The organism is Acinetobacter sp. AC1-2 (assembly GCF_016124155.1).
GTDB classification, from domain to species: domain Bacteria; phylum Pseudomonadota; class Gammaproteobacteria; order Pseudomonadales; family Moraxellaceae; genus Acinetobacter; species Acinetobacter calcoaceticus.
Map to the genome: position 1 here is coordinate 1637212 of NZ_JABFFO010000001.1, position 22242 is coordinate 1659453.

A 22242-nucleotide genomic window follows, 5' to 3' on the forward strand; every position below is an offset into this window, starting at 1 on the left:
TCTAATTACTCTCATAGCATATAGTTTGTTAGGCAAGATTAATCTTTCGGTTTGATACCCAAACGATCAACCTCTTTGGCAATATCCAACATCACTTGAAACTTATCTAGCTGAGCTACAAAAGGAATATATTGGAATAAATCTACTTTTTTCATATTCTCAACAACTTGTGGTCCACCCAATACCGCTGGAGGTTCAAAGGCATAGATTTCATTATCGTTGACTTCACCTAAATTTGTTAAGCAACGATCAAAAAGAAACTTGCCATTTTTATCATAAATATCTATATCTTCATTCTTCGCCTTCATGACAATGGTAGATAAAAATGAAATTAAATGGTCTATATCTTCTACGTTTGGAATATCTTTAATTGATGGGTAAATTCTTAAATTAATAATATCTATTGTCAACTTTGAACTCGTACTTTTACCTATTACATGTAAATCACCAAAAGCACTTCTACCAATGACATAAAATTCATCATATTGGGGGAAATCAGTATCTTTTAAACAAAGCTCTAAAATATCTTCATAATCCAAGGGATTAACAAGCCAAAATCCGCCATTTTCAAAGGATGCGAAACCTAATTTTTCCCAAATATAAAATAAATATTCAGGATAAGTATGTTGATGCTGAGCAATAAATTCAGGCGTTGGCTTTTTACCTATTTTAATATGTGAAAATCGAACATTAAAAAAATCCAGATGATCATTAATTTTCTTTAACACAACTTCTGATAACATTATTTACATCTCTCTAATTTGACATTGAGTTTAGTTGCATCTTTCACACTTGGATCAATCCCTTTAACAGCATTATCAATAGATCCTGCACGACTCACGGTTTCTCCAGTCGCTTTATTGCCCCAGCCGCTACCAATAGATGAATTTACATTCTTTAAGCCGATATCCATAGGCGCATCACTCATAATTCCTGCTGCTATCTGATCTGGATTATGTAAGGCAGCCATGGTCGACATTACATCTTTAGCATCTTTCTCAGATTTAGTCATAGCATCTATTGCTGAAATATTAGGGTCTTTAGAATATTGTTCATAGTATTTATCTTTAAGCTCTTTTTCGTATTTTGTTCTAGCTTGAACCTGATCCAGACCATTCCCTCGCCCATTTTGCTTAAAGAGCTCCCGACCTTTCTCGTAATCTTTTGCCGTCATACTATTTAAAGCATTCTGTTGCATTTCTAACTGGCGATCGGTTTCCCACTTTAAATATTGATCTTCTGACCAATTTTCACGCTTGGCTTGTGGCGGATGTCCTAAATCAATATTTTTACGGGCATTAGCTCGAGCTTTAGGAGTATTTACTGGATCAAAACATCCGACCTTGTGCTCTTTCATCTTGGCAAAAGCAATTTTATTAGATGGCTGTGTATGGCTAGCTCGAGTCGGTTGACTGGGACTCCCACCAATATGGATATCCATCCCATTACCATGTCCACCAGCCACACTCAGTTTTGGTTGTCCCATAATCTCATGACAGGCATTCTCAACCTGACGACATAGATCATCAATATACCGCCCAATCTGAGCCATGATACTTTTAAGTGCAGCCGCATATTTATCTGCCAGAGCATCAAACCCAGTCATTTTAGCAGTATTACGACTACCATACATTTGTAAAAGTGACTGTAGCTTTGCAAGGTATTGATTAAGGACTAGTTTTGCATTTGTACCTATTTCCGTCCAAGGTTTGGTTTTCAGCCACCGCTCAGGGTTATCTCCCCAAAATGGTTTATAACCAAGCTTTCGACAATAGGATTCCAAATGCTCAATTGCCTTAAATAACTCATCTTTTGTTTTAATAATTTTACTAGTAATCAACTTAGCAATAGTTTTAAAAACTGAACCAAAGAATGGAATTACGCCAATTCCAACTAAGGCTAAACTCATCCAATTTTCAGATGTTCTTTCTTTTTCATCTGATAAAATAATAACACTGGCTAATAAATCCCGGATATCACATATCTGATCAGCAACAGGGATCATACTGATGAGGCCACCCACAATGACTTGGGCAACAGTAGGATCTTTATTAAAATCACCGCTGATAAATCCAAAAACATATTGAATATCTTCTATATTTTCGTCAATTATCTGATTAATATTATTTGCAAGATTAATATCTGTTTGTACTTTTACTGCAAATGCAAGTTGTATCGCATGTTGAAACTTATCTAAAAACCCTGCGGATTCAGGTAATGCTTCAATTGAAAAATGACTAGATACATAAGCATATTGGGTTTGATCTTTTTTTTCTAAAGGTGCATGTCTCGCTACACCATATTCAGACTCGCCTAATGCAAGGCTTAGAAACTCAGAAGATTGGATAAATTCTTGTTGAATATATCCTGATTTACCACTTAAACCTTGCCAAAACTGTTCATTTCCTGTTTCAGGTGTTTTATTTTGCTCAACCATTACTTAACACCTTTGGTTTGAATAAAATTAGAAAACCAACTGTCATCAACTGCACCTGATTTCTCATTTTCACTAAATACAGTTTCGTAAAGAACTTGTGCCTTTCCAACAGGAACATCTCGAATAAAAGCTTGCCCTTTTTCATCTAAAAATCCAGTTCTTTTAGAACCATCGGAGAGTGTTACCGTATATTTAGAAGCTTTTGCGGGCGTACCATCAGCATGAAAATATTCTAAAAATAAATCCTGTGGCTTTGATTCAAAAACAGGTAATGATGGTAAGCTCGGCTGAACACTACCTCCCCCCATAAATAAATGCTGCCCAGCCTTCACCTCAAACTTACCGCCAGTGACTGGGAAAATTCCTGAACCATTAATCTTGATTTGAGATCCACCCGCCGTGATAACAATTTCTTTAGAAGCACTAATTTCAATTTTGTCTTCTGTAGAAATAATCTGAACAGCTTTACGGGCAATTAAATCTGCTCCGTCACCTTGGGCTTGTATCTCGACCTTGCCTTTGCCTGCATAGAGTCTCGCGCCTTCTTGAGCTGCAAAAAGGCTGATTTTATTTTGAGCATGCGCAATCAGGTTCTTTTGAGTGGTCAGATTAATGCTGTCTCCAGCAGTTTGACTTAACTGAGCATCTGCGCTTAAGTGAATATCTTCATTACTGGCTAGAGCAATACTGTTAGGTGCAGTTAATATCATCAAGGCTTGCTTAAAAGCAGCAGCTTTGTCTTGATCTTTTTCTTCAATTTGCTCTATGAAGGTTTTTAAGTTCTCAAGCACTTCCAATGGATCAGTTTGTTGATTTTTAGCAACTTCACTGAGTGCCTTGGCATTGTTAAGGCCGCCTTCTATTTGTTGTTTGGCTTCATTTGCATCGAGGTGTACGCCTTGGGCTTGGTCCTGTTTGTGGGTACTAACGAGTAAGCCATTTCCAGCTCGAACTGCCCCCCACTGGTCCGTTCTTAGCTCAAAACCTTCTCCTCGGCCATCACTTTCCGCCTTGTCTTTTGGATGGCTTAAGTTACCTAAATTTAACTGGCTTGCCGCATGGCTACTTTGTAGTTGGGCACTGATTTGCCCTGTCGTGTCATCAAAACGTAGCTGGTTAAAGCCCTTACCATCGACTTCTTCGGAGCGGATGCCGCTCAGTTTTTTTGTGTCGGGGAGCTGGCCTTTCTGGTCAAACTGAGTTGGGTGACGTTCAGCTTCGTGAATACGCCCCACCACAAATGGACGGTCAATGTTGCCGTCAAAGAAGTCGATAACAACAATCTCACCAACACGTGGCAAGAAGCGTGCGCCATAACCTGCACCTGCCCATGGGGTCAGCACATCGACCCAAGCAGAGTCGGTGTCATTGTCGTTACTTCCTGCTCCACCATCATGGCTATGGTCGTCAGCTCGGGTAAACAGGAAGCGGACCTTAATACGTCCCCACTGGTCGACATGAATACTTTCGCCCTCCAACCCCACCACTCTAGCGCGCTGCGGGTAAGCTGCTGGTCGATGTTGTAGCGGGCTATATTCAGGCACAGCTTTAATGTTGCGTCGAACGACATTGAGTTCAGCAAAATGGCGCTGCTCAGGGTTTTGCGTGTCGAGTTGGGCTGCCTTGAGCTTGTCTTTTGGTAATAGGCGCTCGAGTTGCTGTTGTAATTCTTTCGGTAAATTATTCTGGTTATAGTAGTGCTTGCTTAAGATTAAAAATTCTTTATCCGCACTGTCGTGGCGCTCAAGTTCCGGGTGATCATTCAGTTCAAACCAGTAACCCACCTGTGCATCACGAACATTACCCGAAACAGTAAACTGTTTAGAACTCAGGTGGTAGTAAGCATTAATGTGCTGGTTTAACTGTTCAATCTGACTATTGCCTGAAGCGGTGGCTTGGTCTTCACCGTTTAAGTCCTGCATCCAAGCAGGGCTAACGTGCCACGCATCTTCAAGGTTTAGGCTGGCATTGTCATAGTGTTCACTGTGCTTTTGTGTGCCTTGTACGCTACCGCTGCCTTCTTCTTGTTGGAGGGCATCGGCTTGCCAGCGTTGCACATGAACCGATGTCGGCTGTAAACGGCGTTCTGCCTTAACTTGCGTAATGGTATCGAACTGTTCTGTGGCACTGCTGCGCTGGTATCGCAAACTACGTCGTTCAAGCGACTGATAATTTTGATTGTCGTCAATTAAACGCAATACTTGTGGCTGAATAGAAGCACTCGGGTCAGCGACCAAAAGCTGTGACTCATCGACTAGCCAGTTAATGCCTTCACTGCGCCACAAACGGGTTAAAAAGTCATAGTCGCTTTCGTTCGACTGCATCACAAATGGACGCACATCGTAGTCTTTAGTTAAGCCTGCTGTGTCGAGTGTTAAGCTTGAGGCAAATAACGGGCTTTTGCCTTGCCATTCTTTAAACAGAATTTCGCTAATATCGCGCACGCTTTTGTTCATAAACACGCGACTATTACGGCGTTTATGCCAGAGTGCAGTTGAGTCTTTTAAGGTTAAGTTATAAATGGTGAGTGAGCCGTCGCTTTGCCCTTGGCTCGCTTCAGTAATAATGCCTGTCGTTCTAAAAAACTGGCCCATGTCAGTGACCTGATCGACGGCAACCTGACAGCCAATAAACTGTTTTAATGCAATATGAGCGTTCGTCGAAAGACACAGTAACTCAGCAACGCTACCTTGATTGAGCGTATGTTCGCCTTCAATACGTTGCAAGAAGACTTGATTGTTTAATGATGGGTTGGAAAATTGCACATGAAGTACACGATTCTGTGCAACCAAACCTAAACTATCTAAAATTTGAAATATTTTATTGGACATCATTATTATAAAACTGAGTCATAATCAGCGCTATTTTATAAAAAACAGACAGAATTGTCTATTTATATAAAATAGCTTATCGTCCATAACTTACATATTTGTAGTTTATCTAAAAGAAAGACGGGCTACCAAAAAGTCTATAAATGCCCGAGTTTTGGCTGGTAAATTAGAAGTACTAGGATAAAGTAATTGAATATTTTGTAACGGTAACGAGAGATCAGGAAATAACCTAATTAAGCGGTTTTGTTGAATATCTTCATCAACTAACCATGCTGGGCAAATCGCAATACCTAAGGATGAAAGAGCCATTTGATGAATTGCTGTTACCGAATTTGATTCATACTGACTTCGAATAAAAGGTAATGAATATTGCTCGCCTAAACTATTTTGCAAAATATATTGTGAATCTTGCCAATTTAATAAGGTGTGTCCAATCCAAGGAACATCTGCCAAATCGGATATATTTTCTACAGGATGGTTTTGTATAAATTGCGGTGTAGCCACAAGATAAATTGGATATTCCCCAATTTTTCGAGTTTTTAGAGATGAGCTTTTTAAATTTCCTAGCCTTATAACAAGATCTAATTTTTCAGTAACTAAATCATCGAGAGATGAATTAAATGAATACTGTATGCGTAAATGTGGATAAAGCCGACAAAACTCAGGAAGTAAAGGCAGAATAAAACGTTGACCAAATTCATTGGTTGATGAAAAACGTAAAGTGCCTGTAATGCTTGTGCCTAAATGTTGGCTTCGCTCAAAAGCCTCATCAATCTGAAGCTGGATTTGTTTAAAATCTTGATAAAAATGCTGACCTATTTCAGTTAATGCAATATTACGGGTATTTCGAATTAAGAGACTTGTATTTAACTGCTTTTCTAATTGTTTTATATCAATACTGACCATTGATCGGCTCAGTCCCAAAATTTCGGCAGCCTTAGTAAAAGATCCGGAATCGACAACTTGTAAAAAACTAGTAATTTGCTTGAGATTTTTTTGCACAATTCAGCCGATTGTTTGAAATTATTAAACAATGATTTTACTTCGCTTGCATCGACAATAAAAGAGCCGAATCTTACCCTGCCTGCACGGAGGTAGGTATGTCTTATCGATATAAAATAGCAACGGTGTTTTTACTTGGGTTCTTTATTGATTGCATTAACATTTTTATGTCAGCAATTGCATTACCTAATATTGCATCATCATTTTCAGTTAGCCAATCCATAGTCGCATGGGTAACAAATGCCTATATTCTCGGCCTGATTTTAATCATGCCCATGAGTTTATGGTTAGCCACCAAACTTGGGAACCAAAAGTTATTGTGTTATTCGATGCTGTTATTTTCTATAAGCATTTGCTTTATTGGATTTAGTGAATCAATTTATAGCTTAATTTTTTGGCGTTTTATTCAAGGTATCGCTGGAGGTTTATTAATTCCAGTGGGCCAAGCTCTCGTATATGCCTTATTTCCCAATCAAGAACGCCAACGCATTTCTACAATGATTATGGCAATTGCCTTAATAGCTCCAGCTTTTTCACCCGCCCTTGGTGGTGTGATTATTGATTCATTGAGTTGGCGATGGGTATTTTTTTCTAATCTTCCTTTTTCTTTACTTGCTTCATTTTTAGCATGGCTATGGGTTAAAAAAACAGAGAATGTGTCGAGTGAAAAACCAGACATAAAAGGCTTGGTTATTTTTAATATAAGCTTGTTATGTTTGTTACTCTCATTTTCATTCTATGGGGATTATCACAATCTCACGTTGGCTGTAAGCAGTTTTCTAATTTCGGTGGGAATGCTTATTTTTTACATTCAACATTCGAAAAAAATCTCTCATCCCATTCTTAATCTCCAGTTATTAAAAAATAAAAATTTACGTAATGCATTTATTATTTATTACGCTGTTCCTGGTATTTTTACAGGTGTTAATTTACTCAATATTTTTAATTTACAGGTTAACCTTGGCTTTAATGCAAAACAAACTGGCTCATTTATGTTGCTCTATGCAGCAGGTGCACTGGTGGCAATGATCAGCGGTGGCCTGCTCTATCAAAAAATAGGAAAGAAATATTTACTTATTATTGGCATTACCCTTCATAGCCTTGGAATCTTTTTCTTATTTTTTATTTCAAACACTAGTCCCATCAGCTTTTTAGTATTCGCCTATTTAGTGATGGGTATGGGAGGTGGCTTAAGCGCCAATACTGCCCAAATTAGTTCGTTAATTGATTTTACGGGTCAAGATTTACTACAAGGCAGTGTGCTCTGGAACATCAATCGACAAGTTTCATTTAGTGTCGGTACTGTTGTTCTCATTTCAATCTATAACTCGATGTCTGGCTCAAGCGATTTGCTTCGCTATCAACATACTTTTTTAATTGCAGCTTTGCTCTGCTTACTTTCACTCATTCCCATTTTAAAGGAGAAAGCACATGTCTAACCAAATGGATCAGGCCATTCAAAGCGTGATTGACCTACACGTTTTGATCGAAAATGTATTTACAGGCCAAAATGCAGAACAGAGTCTTAACCCGCTTTTAGATAGCTTTGATCAAAACTTTAAGATGGTCACGGTTCAAGGCCATAGCATTGGTTTAGCCGAAGTGAATAGTTTATTTAGCCAAAATGTTGGGAAAAAGCCTTCTTTAAAAATTACCATTCTTAAGAGCACAGCTTTATACGAATTTGAAAATTATTGTTGGGTGCAATATCAGGAACATCAACAAACGAGTGAAACCGAGACAATACGTACTTCCACAGCCTGCATTAAAGTAGAAGGCAAAAAATGTTATTGGGTTTATTTACATGAAACTTTAGTTCCCTCATCTTATTAACTCATCTAGAGCACCTTAAAGATGGCACTTATTTTGCTTAATAATATTACGTTTTATGAAAATCGTAATACTGATCAAAATGGGGAGCTCTCGATATGGGTTATGTTGCAAAGGAATTTACGCGAAAGAACAAGCTGATTCTCAGTATTTGTTCTTTCGTTATTCCAATATGTCTTTGGTGCGCAATCAGTTACTTACCTTTTGTTTGGCATCCTCAAGTACAAATCACGAGTTCGGGAAGTGTTTCTTACTTACAAGTAGGAAGTCGTGTTGATAAAAATGTGTTCTATCTCGAGGCACAAAATGCAGTCAATCGAAATTCTGCACCACCACAAGGTATTTTGGTCAATCCGATTTATTTACCCGCTCCTCATGAAGTCGCTCAAGCTTTGGTGACTGCATTTACTACGCCACCCGAACAACCTGATTCGCCGTGGTTTCATCAAAGTTTATGGCACAGTATTAAACTGGTTTTTTCAGCTTTTTTTATCTCTTCGCTTATTGGGATTCCACTCGGTATTTTGTGTGGTTTTTCTAAGCGCATATCACTGTTAACAGAGCCTTTTGTCGAGTTTTTCCGTTACTTACCCGCTCCTGCCTTTGGCGCACTTGCAGTAGCAATTTTAGGTATTAATGATGCACCTAAAATTGCAATTATTGTGATTGGTACCCTCTTTCAGCAAATTCTCATTATTGCCAATACCACCCGAATGGTAGATCGAAGCTTAATTGAAGCTGGCTATACCCTTGGCACCAATAAGCTCAAAAGTTTATTTCACGTGGTGATTCCTGCTGCCTTACCTGATATTTATCGAGACTTACGTGTGCTATTGGGCTGGGCTTGGACCTATTTAATTGTTTCAGAGTTGATTGGTACAACCTCTGGTATTACTTGGTTTATTACCCAACAGGCACGCTATCAAAACTTTGACAATGTCTATGCGGCTATTTTGATTATTGGGGTGATTGGACTGGTCTGTGATTGGGTATTAATGAAATTAGGTGAGCGGATGTTCACTTGGAAAGTAGGAGCAAAGTAATGAATGATTCAACATTTAACGCGCATGAATACTTTCAAAAAATTTATGAACGTCCTGTTATTTTAGAAGCTAAACAACTGAGCCAAGTCTTTAAGCATGGACAAAGCGAACGCACTGTTTTAAATAAGCTCGATTTAAAAATTCATAAAAGAGAATTTGTTTGTGTGATTGGTCCTTCTGGCTGTGGTAAATCGACCCTGAGCCGTGTCATTGCAGGTTTAGACCCATATCATAGCGGAGAAGTTTTAGTAGACGGCGAATGCATTACGGGACCATGTCCTGAACGCGGCATGGTGTTTCAGGGCTATACTCTTTTCCCTTGGAAAACTGTAAAAGAAAACGTGATGTTTGGCCCGCAAATGCGCGGTGCTAGTCAAATGACAGCCGAAGCTCAAGCCCGTGAATGGATCAATATTATTGGTTTAGAAAAATATGAAAATCAGTATCCACATCAACTTTCTGGTGGCATGAAACAGCGCGTTGCAATTGCGAGAGCCTTGGTCAATCAACCTAAAATTTTACTCATGGATGAACCTTTTGGTGCGCTCGACCCACACACTCGTCAAAAAATGCAAAAACACTTAATGGATTTATGGCAGAACATTGATATCACCATTATTTTTGTGACCCATGACATGGATGAAGCTATTTTACTGGCAGACCGAATTGTGGCACTCAAAGCCAATCCGGGTGAAATTAAGGAAATCATTGAAGTTAATTTACCTCGCCCACGCTCACTCGATTTAATGAGTACACCTGAGTTTAAACAGCTCCGTTCACGGGTTGATTATTTGGTACATGCTGAAGAAGATGAACTTGACCCAGCTTTACAAGACTTACCAAAAATTCCTCGTATGACTCAAGTCAGTACAGAAAAATAAGAAAGACATTAAAAAGCCCAAGTTTAACTTGGGCTTTTTAATTTATTGGGCTTATTTGAGTTGTTCTATCAATGTTGGATAAATCAGCCCATCTACATTTTGTTCAGTTTTATAAATACCGTTTTCAACGTTAAATTTATTTACGTGATAAGTAGAGCCATAAATCGAGTCAAAACCTTCCGATTTAGCAAATACTTTTTTATTGGCATTGATATCTAATAGATGCGTACCGCTGACCATCGACTCATATTGTTTTGGGTCGACCCCTGAACGGTTTGCCATAATTTTAACTGCATCGGCATGAGTTGCAGGGTCATTAATATATTTAACTGTTTTGTCCCACACCTGAATAACTTTTTTCCATTCTTCTTGATGGGCAGTTAAGTGGCTCATATTGACAGTTAAGGTGTCATAAATTAAACCCGGCTTGTCTTTAGAGGTATAGATAATTTTAGAGCCTGCCACTGCTTTTAATGCCTGACCTGCAACGGGTTGCCAAACAGAGATTGCAGAAATATCTGGGCTATTAAACACTTGAGGTAGCTGGTTGGTTGCTGAATTTACTAGCTTCACCTCATTTGCTTTAATGTTATGGTCAGTCAAAGCAGTTGCTAGTAAAAGATGATCAACCAAGCCTTTTTCAACACCAATCGATTTTCCTTTTAAATCTTGAATGGTGTTAATACCCTCTTTGGCAATAATGACATCATTACCCGCAGAATAATCTGTTGCCAAAATCATCATGCCTTGAGTACCGCCCGAAGCGGTTACCAAGTTATCGCCATTGGTGACCAAAACGGCATCAAGCTGATTTGCTGAAAAGGCCGAAAGAGAAGCGGAATAATCAAACCATTTAAATTCTACATTCAACCCTGCTTCTTTTAACCAACCTTTTTCAATAGCCACCTGCCAAGCCACCCAGCCCGGCCAATCACTATAGCCAATGGTAATTGGTTTTGTATTTGTGGCTGCCTGAGCATCTTGTTTAGCCTCGGGCACTTTAGCTGTATTGTCACACCCACCCAATACAACTGCCGATAAAATAGATACGGATAAAAACGCTTTTTTCATCATATAGAAACTTCCCCAACATTTTTACTAACAACACTTTGAGCGGTTTGATTGAGTGACTGTATATAGGCTCTCCAGCCTCCAAAATGGCTAATATCGGTTGCATCTTGAATGGCATAAGCTTCACAAATAAAGCCTTTGACCCATGTTCCATCTTTTAATTTAAGGTTCCCAATACCAAGTGGTGCAGGCACTTCAGCTACAATGGCTCCAAAATTTGCTAAAGGAACATCCCACACTTCAACTTCAATAGAAGTACCTACTGCATCGCATTGCAGCCCCGGTTTTGGTGGTGTGGTATTTTTTAAAGCAAAGAGCTTATAAGTATCTGCTGTCTGGGTTTTCTTAAGCAAAGTGGCATTGCGACTAGTGAGCTGAAAATTCAGTGGCATGCCTGTTAAGTGAGCTCCGACGACAGCAAGCTGTACTGAATGATTCGAGTGGATGCTTGTATTTTTTTGATAATGTTGAGTTGATTTACCCAAACTCAGCAGTGTTTCTGCTTGCCAGAGCTGCGCAAAATTTGCCAGTGCCTGATCGTGCCAAGCTGGTGCAATAAAGGTTACTCCACTTGGTAAACCGTCTTCACGAAGTACATTTGGTAAAGCCAAAGCCGAAAGATCTGCAAAATTTACAAAGTTGGTATAGGCCCCCATGTGCGCGTTTTTAGTTAAAGGATCGGCTTCAACTTCGGCAATGGTATAAATGGTTGGTGCTGTTGGTACCATCAATGTATCAAAAGGCTGTAACGCCAAATTAATTTTTCGAGCCAGAACGGCGCGGTTATATTCCGCTTCAAGTGCATCTGTTGCTTTGAATTTATCTGCCTGCGCAATAATTTGAGCAATAACCGGATGGGCTTTGTCACGTGTTGTCATGCGTTCAACGGCGACTGTTCTTTCCGCTACCCAAGCATCGTTATACAGTGCAGCAGCAAGCTCATTAAACGCGCTGAAATCTATACTCTCAACTTCATAGCCCAGTTTTTTAACGCGCTTAATTGCAACTAAAAAGGCTTTTTCAGATTCAAGATCACCATAAAACTCAAGCTGGGCAGGAATGGCAATTTTTCGTTTAGAAAACTGAGTTGGTACATTGGCTGGATGTGCTCGTGAATATTCGTCCGTTTCATCATAGCCTTGCATTAAGTTGGCAACGGTCCACGCATCATCAATATGCAGCGCAAAAATAGAAATGACATCAATAGTCCGACATGCAGGAATTAAACCTGTGGTAGAAAACCAGCCCTTTGTCGGTTTTAGGCCCACAATATTGTTATGGCCCGCAGGTACACGGCCTGACCCTGCCGTGTCGGTACCCAAACTAAAAGCCACAATGCCGTTGGCAACCACTACTGAAGAACCAGAGCTTGAACCTCCACTAATATATTCGGGGTTAAAACTATTTTTTACTGCACCGTAGGGAGAACGAACCCCAACCAGTCCAGTCGCAAACTGATCGAGGTTGGTTTTGCCCACCACAATCGCCCCTGCTTTTTTCAACTTAGCAACTACAGTGGCATCTTGCTTAGCTAAATATTGAACCTCTTTACAGGCAGCAGTCGTGTGAAAGCCAGCGACATCAATGTTGTCTTTGACTGCAAATGGCACGCCGTATAGAGGTAGATCAGCAATATTCTGATCTTTTAAAACATTAATTTGCGATTGAATCTGCTCAACGGAGGCAATTTCAATCCATGCATGGTCATCATTTTTAATTTCTGCAACATAAGCAATCAGACTTTCAATATGGATTTGTCCAGTTTGATATGCTGTTTTCCAGTCTTGAATTGTCCATAAATTTTTCAACACGCTACTCCTCATTTAGTCATTTTGCTGTATAGGCGGCATCACGGCATCCATCAGTTCTAAATGCCCTTTGATTACCCCTTTAAGCACAATAAATTGCTGGCTAATTTGTCTGAGTTCAGAACTCGCACCCTGCATTAACATGACTTGCAATATCTTTTGTTGGTCGAGCTGGATATGAAGTGAACTAATCACTTGTGCTAAAAACTGTTGTTGTAAATCAACCAATTGATTGCGTAGGGTCATTTGGCTAGCGTCATAAAGCAGCGTCAACGTACCTACCATTACTTCATTGGCCTGCGCTTGCTCTGCAATCAGATGTTTATTAATCATGTCGACAATGGCTTGCGAGCGACTTTCATAGCTCTGCTCGACAATTTTCTGATCGAGTGCGTTGAGTGTCGTTTCAGGCACGGTAATACTGATTCGAGCTAACTTTTGTTTTGCCACAGTCTTATCCTTTTGTTTTAGTCGGATAATTGTTTTGTTTGATATATACGCCTGCACGTACGCTGAGCAATTCGACTAAAAAGGCTTTCAAAGTTTGCTTTGGTTGAGCCACGGGTTTTACATCGTTCATATCGCACCTCTAGCTTGGTATTACCAAATTAAATTTTTGTATTACTGATAAGAGATGCAGAAAATGTGCCAGTTTTTAAGCGCGGTTTTGATAGATTTGGCGGGTATTTATGAGTGATTTTTGGGCAAAAAAAAGCCCCATGCACAGGGATGGGGCTAATATTTAAGTTTTAAAAAACTAATTTTTTAATGTTATTTCGGACTAATCATCGTATGTGCCCATACCGATAAAGACTCTAAAACAGGCTTGAAAGTCTGGCCCAATTCGGTCATTTCATAGACAACTTTAATCGGTGCTTTTTCACCATAAACAGTTCTGGATATTAAGCCGCTTTGCTCTAGCTGTTTAAGTTGGAGGCTTAAAGTCATTTCTGTGATGGTTGGCATTAATTGATTGATTTCATTAAAGCGTTTTGGCCCATCTTTTAGATAATACAAAATAACGCCTTTCCATTTTCCCCCCACCAAATCCATAGCCATACTGATATGACATGGATAAGTTTTTCCATTCATGGTGATTTCACATTTATTTTCAGTATTTGCCATTTTTAACGCCACCTATCAACTTTGATAGTTATTGTACACCCATACTATAAAAATTATAGTGACTATGATTTTTATAGCTACAAGGCATTATTATGGCTTTACTTATTTTGGCCCATCCCTACTACGCTCAATCAATTGCAAATAAAACGATTGTGAATGAACTTATAAAAACCTATCCGGACCTTGAAGTGCGAGATATTTTCCAGCTCTATCCAGACTATCAAATTGATGTAAGTGCTGAACAAGAAGCCTTGTTACGCCACGACACCATCATTCTGCAATATCCAATGTTCTGGTTTAATATGCCGGCGATTTTGAAATTATGGTTTGATGAAGTTTTTACTTATCAGTTTGCTTACGGCTCTCAGGGCGATAAATTAAAAGATAAAAAAGTCATTATTAGTATGACGGTCGGGCAAAAAGAAGCCGACATGGTGAACGACCGAGAAAACTTAGCCGATAGCTTTTTAAAAGCGGTTCAACATTCAATTCAGTATACGCAAATGCAGTTAAGTGCCACTTACTTGCTTTATGACGTTTCGCCTTTATCAGGTAACCCAGAGTCGAAAATTAAATTAGAAGCGGTTGAACATGGTCATAAAGTATTAAAGCATTTGACCGAAGCATAAGGTTTAAAGAGAGCATCAATATCGATGCTCTCTTTAGGGTTTAAGCGACAGGTGCCAAGGTAAATAGCACTTGTCCCGTTTTTACGGTTTGCCCTTTTTCAATGGTAATGGTTTCAACTTTCATGCGTTCAGGCGCAATAATTGGAATTTCAATTTTCATTGCCTCAATCACAGCAAGGGTTGCACCTTCTTCAACAATATCTCCCGATGCACATTCGATTTTCCAGATTGAGCCTGGCATGTGTGATTCGACTGCACAGCCCCCTTCAGGAATAACTACGGTTTCACCTTCATCAACAGCATCTAGGCTTTCAGAGATATATTCTTGCAAACCTGCTTCATGCCAACGGCGGCGTTCAGCCTCAAAATTGGCTTGCTGAGTGTCTTTAAAGGCTTGAATGCTATCTTGATGTGTTTTTAAAAACTCGTTGTATTCTTTTAAGTTGAGTACGCCATCTTCAATGCGAAGTTGTAGACGGCCTGCCTTAAAGTCTTCGCGCATTTGCAGAAGTTCTGTTTCAGAGACTTCATAAAACTTAACTTGGTCAAAAAAACGCAGTAGCCACGGTTTGCCATCTTCGAAGTCGGCATTTTTACGGTAACGGCTCCACATTTGGGTAGTACGGCCAACAAACTGGTAGCCACCAGGCCCTTCCATACCATACACACACATATAGGCACCACCGATACCCACGGCATTTTCAGGTGTCCAAGTTCGCGCAGGGTTATATTTTGTAGTGACTAACCGTTGGCGTGGGTCGAGTGGTGTCGCAACTGGCGCGCCCAAATACACATCGCCTAAACCCATCACTAAATAATTCGCACTGTAGACCACATCTTTAACCGCTTGCTTTGAAGCTAAACCATTAATACGGCGTATAAACTCGACGTTATCAGGGCACCACGGCGCATCTGGACGAACAATTTGCGTATAGCGCTCGGTGGCAAGCTGAGTTTGTGAATCTTCCCAAGCTAAAGGCAAATAGACAGTCCGTGAAGGAACCTGCATATTTTGAATGTCGGGTAATTCGGCTTCTGCTTGTTGAAGTTTCTGTAAAAGCTCAAGTTGATCGAGCTGGATTGAATCAAAATGAATTTGTAGTGAACGAATGCCTGGTGTTAAGTCGATAATGCCCTGAATGTTTTGATCTTTGACCCATTGCATGAGCGCATGAATACGAAAACGTAAATTTAGATCGAGTACTAACTCACCATATTCCACCAACAAATAGCTATTTCCTGCTGGTCGATAGGTCACGCTTGGTAAATCAGCTTCACCTTCTAAAGTTGCCAAAACAGCATCTTTTAAAGTGTCGGGTTCTGCTTGAATGGCTGGATTAAAATCAATGTAAGTTATATCAGTCGCGGTTAAGCTTTGATGATATTTTTGATCGAGTGCTTTTGCTTGTGCATAACTCACAGGTACAAATTTGACTTTGTCGCCTGCTTTTAATTGCCCAATTTTCCAAAGCTCGGAATGAATGACTACCGCGGGACATACAAAACCACCTAAGCTCGGACCATCTGGACCCAAAATAATTGGCATATCGCCCGTAAAATCAATCGCACCAATCGCATAAGCATTGTCATGAATATTGGAAGGATGCAAACCTGCCTCACCGCCGTCTTCACGTGCCCACTCAGGTTTTGGACCAATTAAACGAATGCCTGTACGGCTTGAGTTATAGTGAATTTCGAACTCATTGGCAAAGAACGTATCAATGTCTTGTTTGGTGAAAAAATCTGGCGCGCCATGTGGGCCATACATCACTGCAATTTCCCAGTTTTGGGTAAAGCTAGGAATTTGCGCTTGAGCTAAGGCGGTGGTCGATTGAGCGGAATATTCAGTAATCGGTAGCATATCACCAATTAATAAATTTCGGCCTGCATGTCCACCAAATTGTCCCAAAGTAAAAGTTGCTTGTGACCCTAAGTAGTCAGGAACATCGAAGCCACCTTTAACGCCAATATAGCTGCGGCAACCTGAACGAATGAGGCCACATTTTAGAATCTGGCCTTTTTTCACATTGATGGTTTGCCACATTGGGACAAGTTCGCCATCAAGTTTTGAAGGCATATCACCGCCCGTAATCACTATTTGGCTGTCACAGTGAAACTTTAAAGTTGGTCCTTGCAAGGTGCATTCAAGCCCTGCCGTATTTGGTTCATTGGCTAAAAGTTGGTTTGCCACAGTTAAACTGAGTGGATCGATGGCACCTGATGGAGGCACACCGACATCCCAATAACCTAATCGGCCTCTGACATCTTGAATAGCGGTTTGAATGCCAGACTGCAACACCTCAATTTTTTGAGTTTTCCATTCAAAAGTATTTAAAAATCGGGTAGTTTGAGTACCCAAAGCAAACACATCGCAAGCAATAATGTTTTGCAAATACTCCAAATTGGTTTCAATGCCCGCCACTTGTGTATTTGCAAGACTAGCACTCATTGCCTTTATGGCTTGGTCTCGGGTTGCAGCAGTTACAATGACTTTGGCAATCATCGGGTCATAAAAAGACGATACGGTTGAACCTGTTTCTACCCATGTTTCGACTCGTGCTTGTGGGTCAAATTTAACATGCGTGAGTAAGCCAGCACTTGGTTGGAACTGTTTAATTGGGTCTTCGGCATAAAGACGAACCTGAATAGAATGTCCTGTTGGTTCTAACGGTTCAGTCGGTGCTGACCAGTCACTACTTGCCAATGTAACCATCCATTCGACTAAATCGACACCAAACACTTGCTCGGTCACGCCGTGCTCGACTTGCAAACGAGTGTTGACCTCTAAGAAATAAAATTCTTGGGTTTCGGTGTCCATGACAAATTCAACTGTGCCTGCCGAGCGGTAGTTCACCGACTGCATTAGTTGAATGGCAACTTTTTGAAGGTAGTCACGTTGCTGTTGATTTAAGTGAGGCGCTGGTGTTTCTTCAATGACTTTCTGATTACGGCGTTGCACCGAACAATCACGCTCCCCCAAAGCTAACACTTGCCCTTGTCCATCACCAAAAATTTGAACTTCAATATGGCGCGCATGTTGTACAAATTTCTCTAAGTACAAACCCGCATCTTTAAAATTGACCTGAGCTAAATAAGACACAGTTTGATAGGCATCTTTTAACTCGGTTTCGTTCCAGACCAGACGCATGCCAATACCACCGCCACCCGCGGTACTTTTCAGCATGACCGGATAGCCGATACGGGCTGCCTCAAACAAAGCCTCAGCTTCATCTGCAAGGAGCGAACTACCCGGAAGTAAAGGTACATTGCTTTTAATAGCGAGTTCACGTGCCGTATGCTTTAAACCAAAATCGAGCATTTGGCTTGAAGTTGGCCCAATAAACGCAATGCCTTGGCTCTCACACAAATCACAAAATTCGGCATTTTCAGACAAAAAACCATAGCCAGGGTGAATGGCTTCTGCCCCCGACTGTTTTGCAACCTCAAGGATTTTTTCAATATTTAAATAGCTTTGATGAGCAGGCGCAGGTCCTATCAGGAAAGCTTCATCGGCCAAAGTCACGTGTAAAGAATCACGATCGGCTTCGGAGTAAACTGCAACCGAAGCAATACCGAGTTTTTTTAGGGTGCGAATTACACGACAGGCAATTGCACCACGGTTGGCAATTAGAACTTTTTTAAACATGCTTACACCCCTTCCGCTTCACGGACAACCAGTTGAATTTTGGTTGGGTTATAGGCATTACATGGGTTGTTCAGCTGCGGACAATTGGAAATTAAAACAATTAAATCCATTTCTGCCCGAACTTCTACGTATTTACCCGGACCTGAAATTCCATCATCAAATTTAAGCTGACCGTCTGGAGTAACAGGCACATTCATAAAAAAGTTAATGTTTGGGCCGATGTGACGCACATTTAAACCATGCTTTTTTGCAATCGGATGTTTTGCCAAGGCATACATAAAGTTGTTACGGCAACTATGCATTGGGTAAGTTTCATGTGCATAGCGAACCGTATTACTTTCACATGAACAGGCACCGCCAATGGTGTCATGGCGACCACAGTTATCATCATGAATAACCGCAATTGGACGGCCAAAGTTACTGTAGAGCTTCGTGCCCTTTTCTAAATAAATGTGTTGATTGATGGCCAAGGTATCCATTGCGCTATAACGCTCAGTTGGATTTTCGGCACTCATAAACAAAGTATCGACCGCTTGGTTTCCCTCAAGATCAATAATTCGAAAATACTGGCCCTTTTTAACCTCGCACATCCACGCTTCACCCGCAGGACAAACCTCATTTAAAACTGCTTTTTCAAATGATTGTAAAACTGTCATGATGCTTCTCCTGATTTAAATATTGCTAAGTGCGTAGTAGCGGGCTGTGTTTTGAAACGCACGCTGATTTTGCGAACACGCATCACGACAAATATCGCTGTCTGTTAGTGAATTGGCTTTAAATAAACTGAGTTGAATATCGGCAGGTTGATAGCTTGAGCTGGTGTCTAAACCATGCGGTGCAGCAGATAAAAATAGTAGGCAGTCCATTTCAAAACGCAATTCAATGGTTTGATCGGTGTTATCAGAACTGACATATGACAAAGCACCATTTTCATCTGCCGCAACTTTAGAAAATAAATTAACGGCGGCACTGAGGTCTTGGCTTGCAAGTCCGTATTTGCACATTTCAATGAGTAAACTGTCTAAGCCGTTTTGGTACATATCATTGCGGGCATCTTGAAATGTACGCGTTCCAAATTGCTTTTCAATTTGTTCTGGTCGGCTTGGGCCACAGAGTGCATCGTTCCAACCATGATCATCTCGAACAATTGAAGCCATGACACGACCAAGGTCTGAATAGAGCACATTTGAAGCTTTTAAATAGGCAGTATGCTGCCCTTTTAAACTGTCGGGCATGTTAAAACGTTCAAGCACATCTGCTGCATTTACACAAAACAAAGAAACGTTTGCTTGCGCGCCAAGCGATGTAAATCTAAGAATCGTTCCCTTTTGAATACGGCCCGACCAGTGATGTCCTCCGGGTAAAAGTTCGGTCCAAATCGCCTGATTGTTATGATAATTTGTAGTGTTCATAGCTACTCCTGTCGGATAGTTTTAGACTTCCTCCCGGGCTTTTATCCCTCCGTGTAGTTCGCTAGGAACCGTGAACTCTCGGTCCAGTCATACATGAAGTATCGGAACCCTAGATCACTTTTGATTGTTTATGACTATGCAAAGGACATGCCAGCTTAGTATTACGTTTTTGATTAAAAGTAATACTAAATTTGAGCAATTTGGGTGCGGTTTAAAATAAAAAGTAAAAAATCTGCACTAAAAATTGTGCATTTCATAGCATCAGTACCGCATCGACACCGCAGTAATTATCTCAATAGAGATTTGAGTAACATTTAATGAATGCACAGCAATTTTAATTAGGAATATTTTTCTTATTGATCTAACAAAAAGCCAATCATCTCTACAGTAAAATGATTGGCTCTATTATGAAGACTGGGATTAATCTAATTTGAGCTGCTGTCTGAGCTTTAAGATATCCACCAATCCTTTGTCTCTGGTTTGGTATAAATCGATATCTTTATACTGGGTTAACAACTGATTGGTTTCTGCTTCCAATAACTCGGTTGTCTCGTCTGAATGTTGAAATGCGTGCATATCATTCCACCATTCTGTCATTGGTGGGCCTAAATGATGAATCGCCTCTTTAAAGCCCTTTTGGTTTGCAAGCTGCATATTAATGTAGGGACCAAATAGCGCCCATCTTAAACCCGGCCCACTGGTAATCGCGATGTCAACATCTTCGGCAGAGCACACCCCTTGTTCAACCAGTGAAAAGGCTTCTCGCCACAATGCAGCCTGCAAGCGGTTTGCTACATGCCCTTTGACTTCTTTATTTAAAACGATTGGATTCTTGCCCAACTGTTTATAGAACTCGGAAGCTTGTTTCAAAACTTGTGGAGACGTCAAAGTACCACCAACAATCTCAACCAAAGGTAAAAGATGAGGCGGATTAAAAGGATGCCCTAGTAAAATACGTTCAGGATGTTTGGCTTCTTTTTGAAAATCCGACACTTTTAAGCCTGAAGAGCTTGAAGCAATAATGGTATGTTCAGGGCAATATGAGGTGATTTCTTGATACAGCTTTTGTTTCACATCGAGACGTTCAGGGGCATTTTCCTGAATAAAATCAGCATCTGAAACTGCATCTTTTAAGTGATTAAAAATTTCCAAATTAAGTAATACATCTTGTAGAGAATGGCTATGCTCAGAGTTTCCATCCAAAGCCAATAAATCGTTTAAATTTGCGTATATTCTTTTTTTAAAAATCGCTTCATCTATAGGATAAGGGTCATAAACCTTAACTTTAAATCCTTTATATAAAAATAAGGCTGTCCAACTTGCTCCAATTACACCTGCACCTACCACACCAACCGTTTTAATAACTTCCATATTTTCCTCGTAACAATGTTGTTTTATTCGAAATTTCTTTACCCAATTGAATGCTTAAATAAACATAGCAGATTCAACCAATCAATAAATTTAATTGTTTATATTTTATATAATTTGTCCTATATTCCCTATCTTGAAAATTTATTCCTTTCGCCAGCACAGCTTAATCTTTTACCATTTTCTAACCGTTATTTACTGAATTTTATGTCAAAAAATCTAGCAACATTGATTGGTTTAAGCGCCATTCTCATGTGGGCATCTATGGTCGGTCTGATGAAACAAGTCAGCGCCGCCATTGGACCTGAGCTAGGTGTTACGCTTATTTATTCTTTAAGTGCGCTACTGTTGCTTGCCATTTTCAAAGTTCCAGACTTTAAACAAATTTCCAAAAAATACTTAATATTGGGTACAGTCCTGTTCGTTGCTTACGAGCTGTGTTTTTCATTTGCGATTGCTTACTCTCAAAGCCCTCAACAAGCAATTGAAGTCAGCATTGTTAACTATCTGTGGCCGAGTTTAACGGTTTTGGCTTTTGTTATTTTTAAGGAATTAAAGTTTAATTTTCTTATTATTCTCGGCTTACTTATTTCAATTTCCGGCATTATTTTTATTCAAACTGGAAGCGGTGATTTTAGTCTAAGTAGCATTGTCGATAATTTTCATAGCAACCCTCTGAGCTATATTTTGGCATTTGTAGGTGCCATTATTTGGGCTTTTTACTGTGTACTCACCAAAAAAATGAGTAATGGGCAAAACCCGATCTCTATTTTCTTTGTTTGTGTCGCACTAACGCTATGGCTCAAGCTGCTTCTCTCTGGGCAATTCGCCATTCCCTCAATGGATATTCCAACTGTAATCACCCTTTTAATTGCATCCGCTGCAATTGGCTTTGGTTATGCGGCATGGAACATTGGCATCATTCATGGAAACATTACCATGCTTGTGGTTGCCTCGTATTTCACCCCTATTATTTCGTCTATTTTGGCAATGTTTGTTTTACAAACTCAATTGTCCTTAAGCTTTTGGCAAGGAACAGCCATGGTTACGGCTGGTTCATTTATTTGCTGGATTTCAACCAACTGGTCTGTGATTCAACCTTTCTTTAAAAAATTAAGAAATAAAAAACCGTAACGAGCAGAATTAAAACGGGTCACAA

At 40.1% G+C, this 22242-nt stretch carries 19 protein-coding genes and 1 riboswitch; of the genes, 6 read left to right on the forward strand and 13 right to left on the reverse strand.

The window, feature by feature from the left end; all coding sequences use genetic code 11:
* Positions 1-38: 38 nt before the first annotated feature.
* The 4 genes from HL290_RS07585 to HL290_RS07600 form a co-directional block, all read right to left on the reverse strand.
* The gene (locus HL290_RS07585) at positions 39-743 is read right to left on the reverse strand and encodes a GAD-like domain-containing protein (RefSeq protein WP_198496076.1); all 705 of its coding nucleotides are present in this window, start codon (positions 741-743) and stop codon (positions 39-41) included.
* Complete coding sequence (locus HL290_RS07590; protein WP_198496077.1) at positions 743-2437, reverse strand: polymorphic toxin type 15 domain-containing protein; 1695 nt, start codon at positions 2435-2437, stop codon at positions 743-745. The genes HL290_RS07585 and HL290_RS07590 overlap by 1 nt, the downstream gene beginning before the upstream one ends.
* Entirely contained in the window at positions 2437-5271 is a 2835-nt protein-coding gene (locus tag HL290_RS07595) for a DUF2345 domain-containing protein (protein ID WP_413784443.1), read from the reverse strand. The genes HL290_RS07590 and HL290_RS07595 overlap by 1 nt, the downstream gene beginning before the upstream one ends.
* Before the next feature lie 102 nt (positions 5272-5373).
* Complete coding sequence (locus HL290_RS07600; protein WP_198496078.1) at positions 5374-6270, reverse strand: LysR family transcriptional regulator; 897 nt, start codon at positions 6268-6270, stop codon at positions 5374-5376.
* 98 nt (positions 6271-6368) lie between these two features.
* Between HL290_RS07600 and HL290_RS07605 the strand changes: the two genes are divergently transcribed.
* The 4 genes from HL290_RS07605 to HL290_RS07620 all read left to right on the forward strand — a co-directional run bounded on the left by HL290_RS07605 (position 6369) and on the right by HL290_RS07620 (position 10024).
* On the forward strand, positions 6369-7709 hold the full coding sequence (locus tag HL290_RS07605) for an MFS transporter (protein WP_198496079.1): 1341 nt from the start codon (positions 6369-6371) through the stop codon (positions 7707-7709).
* Entirely contained in the window at positions 7702-8103 is a 402-nt protein-coding gene (locus tag HL290_RS07610) for a hypothetical protein (protein ID WP_198496080.1), read from the forward strand. Before HL290_RS07605 ends, HL290_RS07610 begins: the two co-directional genes overlap by 8 nt.
* A gap of 95 nt (positions 8104-8198) precedes the next feature.
* A complete protein-coding gene (locus HL290_RS07615; protein WP_056479072.1) occupies positions 8199-9143 on the forward strand; it encodes an ABC transporter permease in 945 nt (314 codons plus the stop codon).
* Positions 9143-10024 (forward strand): ABC transporter ATP-binding protein, encoded by an 882-nt coding sequence (locus HL290_RS07620; RefSeq protein ID WP_198496081.1) that lies wholly within the window; start codon positions 9143-9145, stop codon positions 10022-10024. Before HL290_RS07615 ends, HL290_RS07620 begins: the two co-directional genes overlap by 1 nt.
* A gap of 51 nt (positions 10025-10075) precedes the next feature.
* Here the strand turns inward: HL290_RS07620 and HL290_RS07625 are convergent, their stop codons facing one another.
* The 5 genes from HL290_RS07625 to HL290_RS07645 all read right to left on the reverse strand — a co-directional run bounded on the left by HL290_RS07625 (position 10076) and on the right by HL290_RS07645 (position 14028).
* Positions 10076-11098, reverse strand: coding sequence for an ABC transporter substrate-binding protein (locus tag HL290_RS07625; RefSeq protein WP_198496082.1), 1023 nt, complete (start codon positions 11096-11098; stop codon positions 10076-10078).
* Entirely contained in the window at positions 11095-12906 is a 1812-nt protein-coding gene (gene atzF, locus HL290_RS07630; protein WP_198496083.1) for an allophanate hydrolase, read from the reverse strand. Before atzF ends, HL290_RS07625 begins: the two co-directional genes overlap by 4 nt.
* 12 nt (positions 12907-12918) lie before the next feature.
* Complete coding sequence (locus tag HL290_RS07635) at positions 12919-13353, reverse strand: CopG family ribbon-helix-helix protein (protein ID WP_132071238.1); 435 nt, start codon at positions 13351-13353, stop codon at positions 12919-12921.
* 4 nt (positions 13354-13357) lie between these two features.
* Positions 13358-13483: a hypothetical protein gene (locus tag HL290_RS07640; RefSeq protein ID WP_017390353.1), complete on the reverse strand. Its 126-nt coding sequence runs from the start codon at positions 13481-13483 to the stop codon at positions 13358-13360.
* 191 nt (positions 13484-13674) lie between these two features.
* Positions 13675-14028, reverse strand: a complete 354-nt coding sequence (locus tag HL290_RS07645; RefSeq protein ID WP_151745320.1) for a winged helix-turn-helix transcriptional regulator — start codon at positions 14026-14028, stop codon at positions 13675-13677.
* A 92-nt stretch (positions 14029-14120) separates the two neighbouring features.
* Here HL290_RS07645 and HL290_RS07650 point away from each other — a divergent pair, with 92 nt between their 5' ends.
* Positions 14121-14657 carry an NAD(P)H-dependent oxidoreductase gene (locus HL290_RS07650; RefSeq protein WP_198496084.1) on the forward strand — a complete coding sequence of 179 codons (537 nt, stop codon included), beginning with the start codon at positions 14121-14123 and terminating at the stop codon, positions 14655-14657.
* 40 nt (positions 14658-14697) lie between these two features.
* On the opposite strand, the gene uca is transcribed toward HL290_RS07650, so the two are convergent.
* From uca to HL290_RS07670, 4 genes are all read right to left on the reverse strand, one after another.
* Entirely contained in the window at positions 14698-18303 is a 3606-nt protein-coding gene (gene uca, locus HL290_RS07655; protein WP_198496085.1) for an urea carboxylase, read from the reverse strand.
* Positions 18304-18305: 2 nt separating this feature from the next.
* Positions 18306-18959 (reverse strand): urea amidolyase associated protein UAAP2, encoded by a 654-nt coding sequence (locus HL290_RS07660; protein ID WP_003651023.1) that lies wholly within the window; start codon positions 18957-18959, stop codon positions 18306-18308.
* A gap of 15 nt (positions 18960-18974) precedes the next feature.
* Positions 18975-19715 carry an urea amidolyase associated protein UAAP1 gene (locus HL290_RS07665; protein ID WP_198496086.1) on the reverse strand — a complete coding sequence of 247 codons (741 nt, stop codon included), beginning with the start codon at positions 19713-19715 and terminating at the stop codon, positions 18975-18977.
* Between the two features lie 28 nt (positions 19716-19743).
* A riboswitch (guanidine-I (ykkC/yxkD leader) is annotated at positions 19744-19839 on the reverse strand.
* A 296-nt stretch (positions 19840-20135) separates the two neighbouring features.
* Positions 20136-21086, reverse strand: coding sequence for a 3-hydroxyacyl-CoA dehydrogenase NAD-binding domain-containing protein (locus HL290_RS07670; protein WP_198496087.1), 951 nt, complete (start codon positions 21084-21086; stop codon positions 20136-20138).
* Positions 21087-21290: 204 nt separating this feature from the next.
* On the opposite strand from HL290_RS07670, the gene yddG reads away from it, so the two are divergent.
* Positions 21291-22217 (forward strand): aromatic amino acid DMT transporter YddG, encoded by a 927-nt coding sequence (yddG, locus tag HL290_RS07675; RefSeq protein WP_003651019.1) that lies wholly within the window; start codon positions 21291-21293, stop codon positions 22215-22217.
* Positions 22218-22242: the final 25 nt, after the last annotated feature.

Bases quoted from the DNA above. Each gene is read 5' to 3' on its own strand.
- HL290_RS07595 (WP_413784443.1), bottom strand. From the start codon at position 5,271: ATGATGTCCAATAAAATATTTCAAATTTTAGATAGTTTAGGTTTGGTT.
- yddG (WP_003651019.1), top strand. From the start codon at position 21,291: ATGTCAAAAAATCTAGCAACATTGATTGGTTTAAGCGCCATTCTCATG.
- HL290_RS07610 (WP_198496080.1), top strand. From the start codon at position 7,702: ATGTCTAACCAAATGGATCAGGCCATTCAAAGCGTGATTGACCTACAC.
- HL290_RS07650 (WP_198496084.1), top strand. From the start codon at position 14,121: ATGGCTTTACTTATTTTGGCCCATCCCTACTACGCTCAATCAATTGCA.
- HL290_RS07645 (WP_151745320.1), bottom strand. From the start codon at position 14,028: ATGGCAAATACTGAAAATAAATGTGAAATCACCATGAATGGAAAAACT.
- HL290_RS07620 (WP_198496081.1), top strand. From the start codon at position 9,143: ATGAATGATTCAACATTTAACGCGCATGAATACTTTCAAAAAATTTAT.
- HL290_RS07640 (WP_017390353.1), bottom strand. From the start codon at position 13,483: ATGAACGATGTAAAACCCGTGGCTCAACCAAAGCAAACTTTGAAAGCC.
- HL290_RS07615 (WP_056479072.1), top strand. From the start codon at position 8,199: ATGGGTTATGTTGCAAAGGAATTTACGCGAAAGAACAAGCTGATTCTC.
- HL290_RS07670 (WP_198496087.1), bottom strand. From the start codon at position 21,086: ATGGAAGTTATTAAAACGGTTGGTGTGGTAGGTGCAGGTGTAATTGGA.
- HL290_RS07660 (WP_003651023.1), bottom strand. From the start codon at position 18,959: ATGACAGTTTTACAATCATTTGAAAAAGCAGTTTTAAATGAGGTTTGT.
- HL290_RS07605 (WP_198496079.1), top strand. From the start codon at position 6,369: ATGTCTTATCGATATAAAATAGCAACGGTGTTTTTACTTGGGTTCTTT.
- uca (WP_198496085.1), bottom strand. From the start codon at position 18,303: ATGTTTAAAAAAGTTCTAATTGCCAACCGTGGTGCAATTGCCTGTCGT.
- HL290_RS07625 (WP_198496082.1), bottom strand. From the start codon at position 11,098: ATGATGAAAAAAGCGTTTTTATCCGTATCTATTTTATCGGCAGTTGTA.
- HL290_RS07585 (WP_198496076.1), bottom strand. From the start codon at position 743: ATGTTATCAGAAGTTGTGTTAAAGAAAATTAATGATCATCTGGATTTT.
- HL290_RS07665 (WP_198496086.1), bottom strand. From the start codon at position 19,715: ATGAACACTACAAATTATCATAACAATCAGGCGATTTGGACCGAACTT.
- HL290_RS07590 (WP_198496077.1), bottom strand. From the start codon at position 2,437: ATGGTTGAGCAAAATAAAACACCTGAAACAGGAAATGAACAGTTTTGG.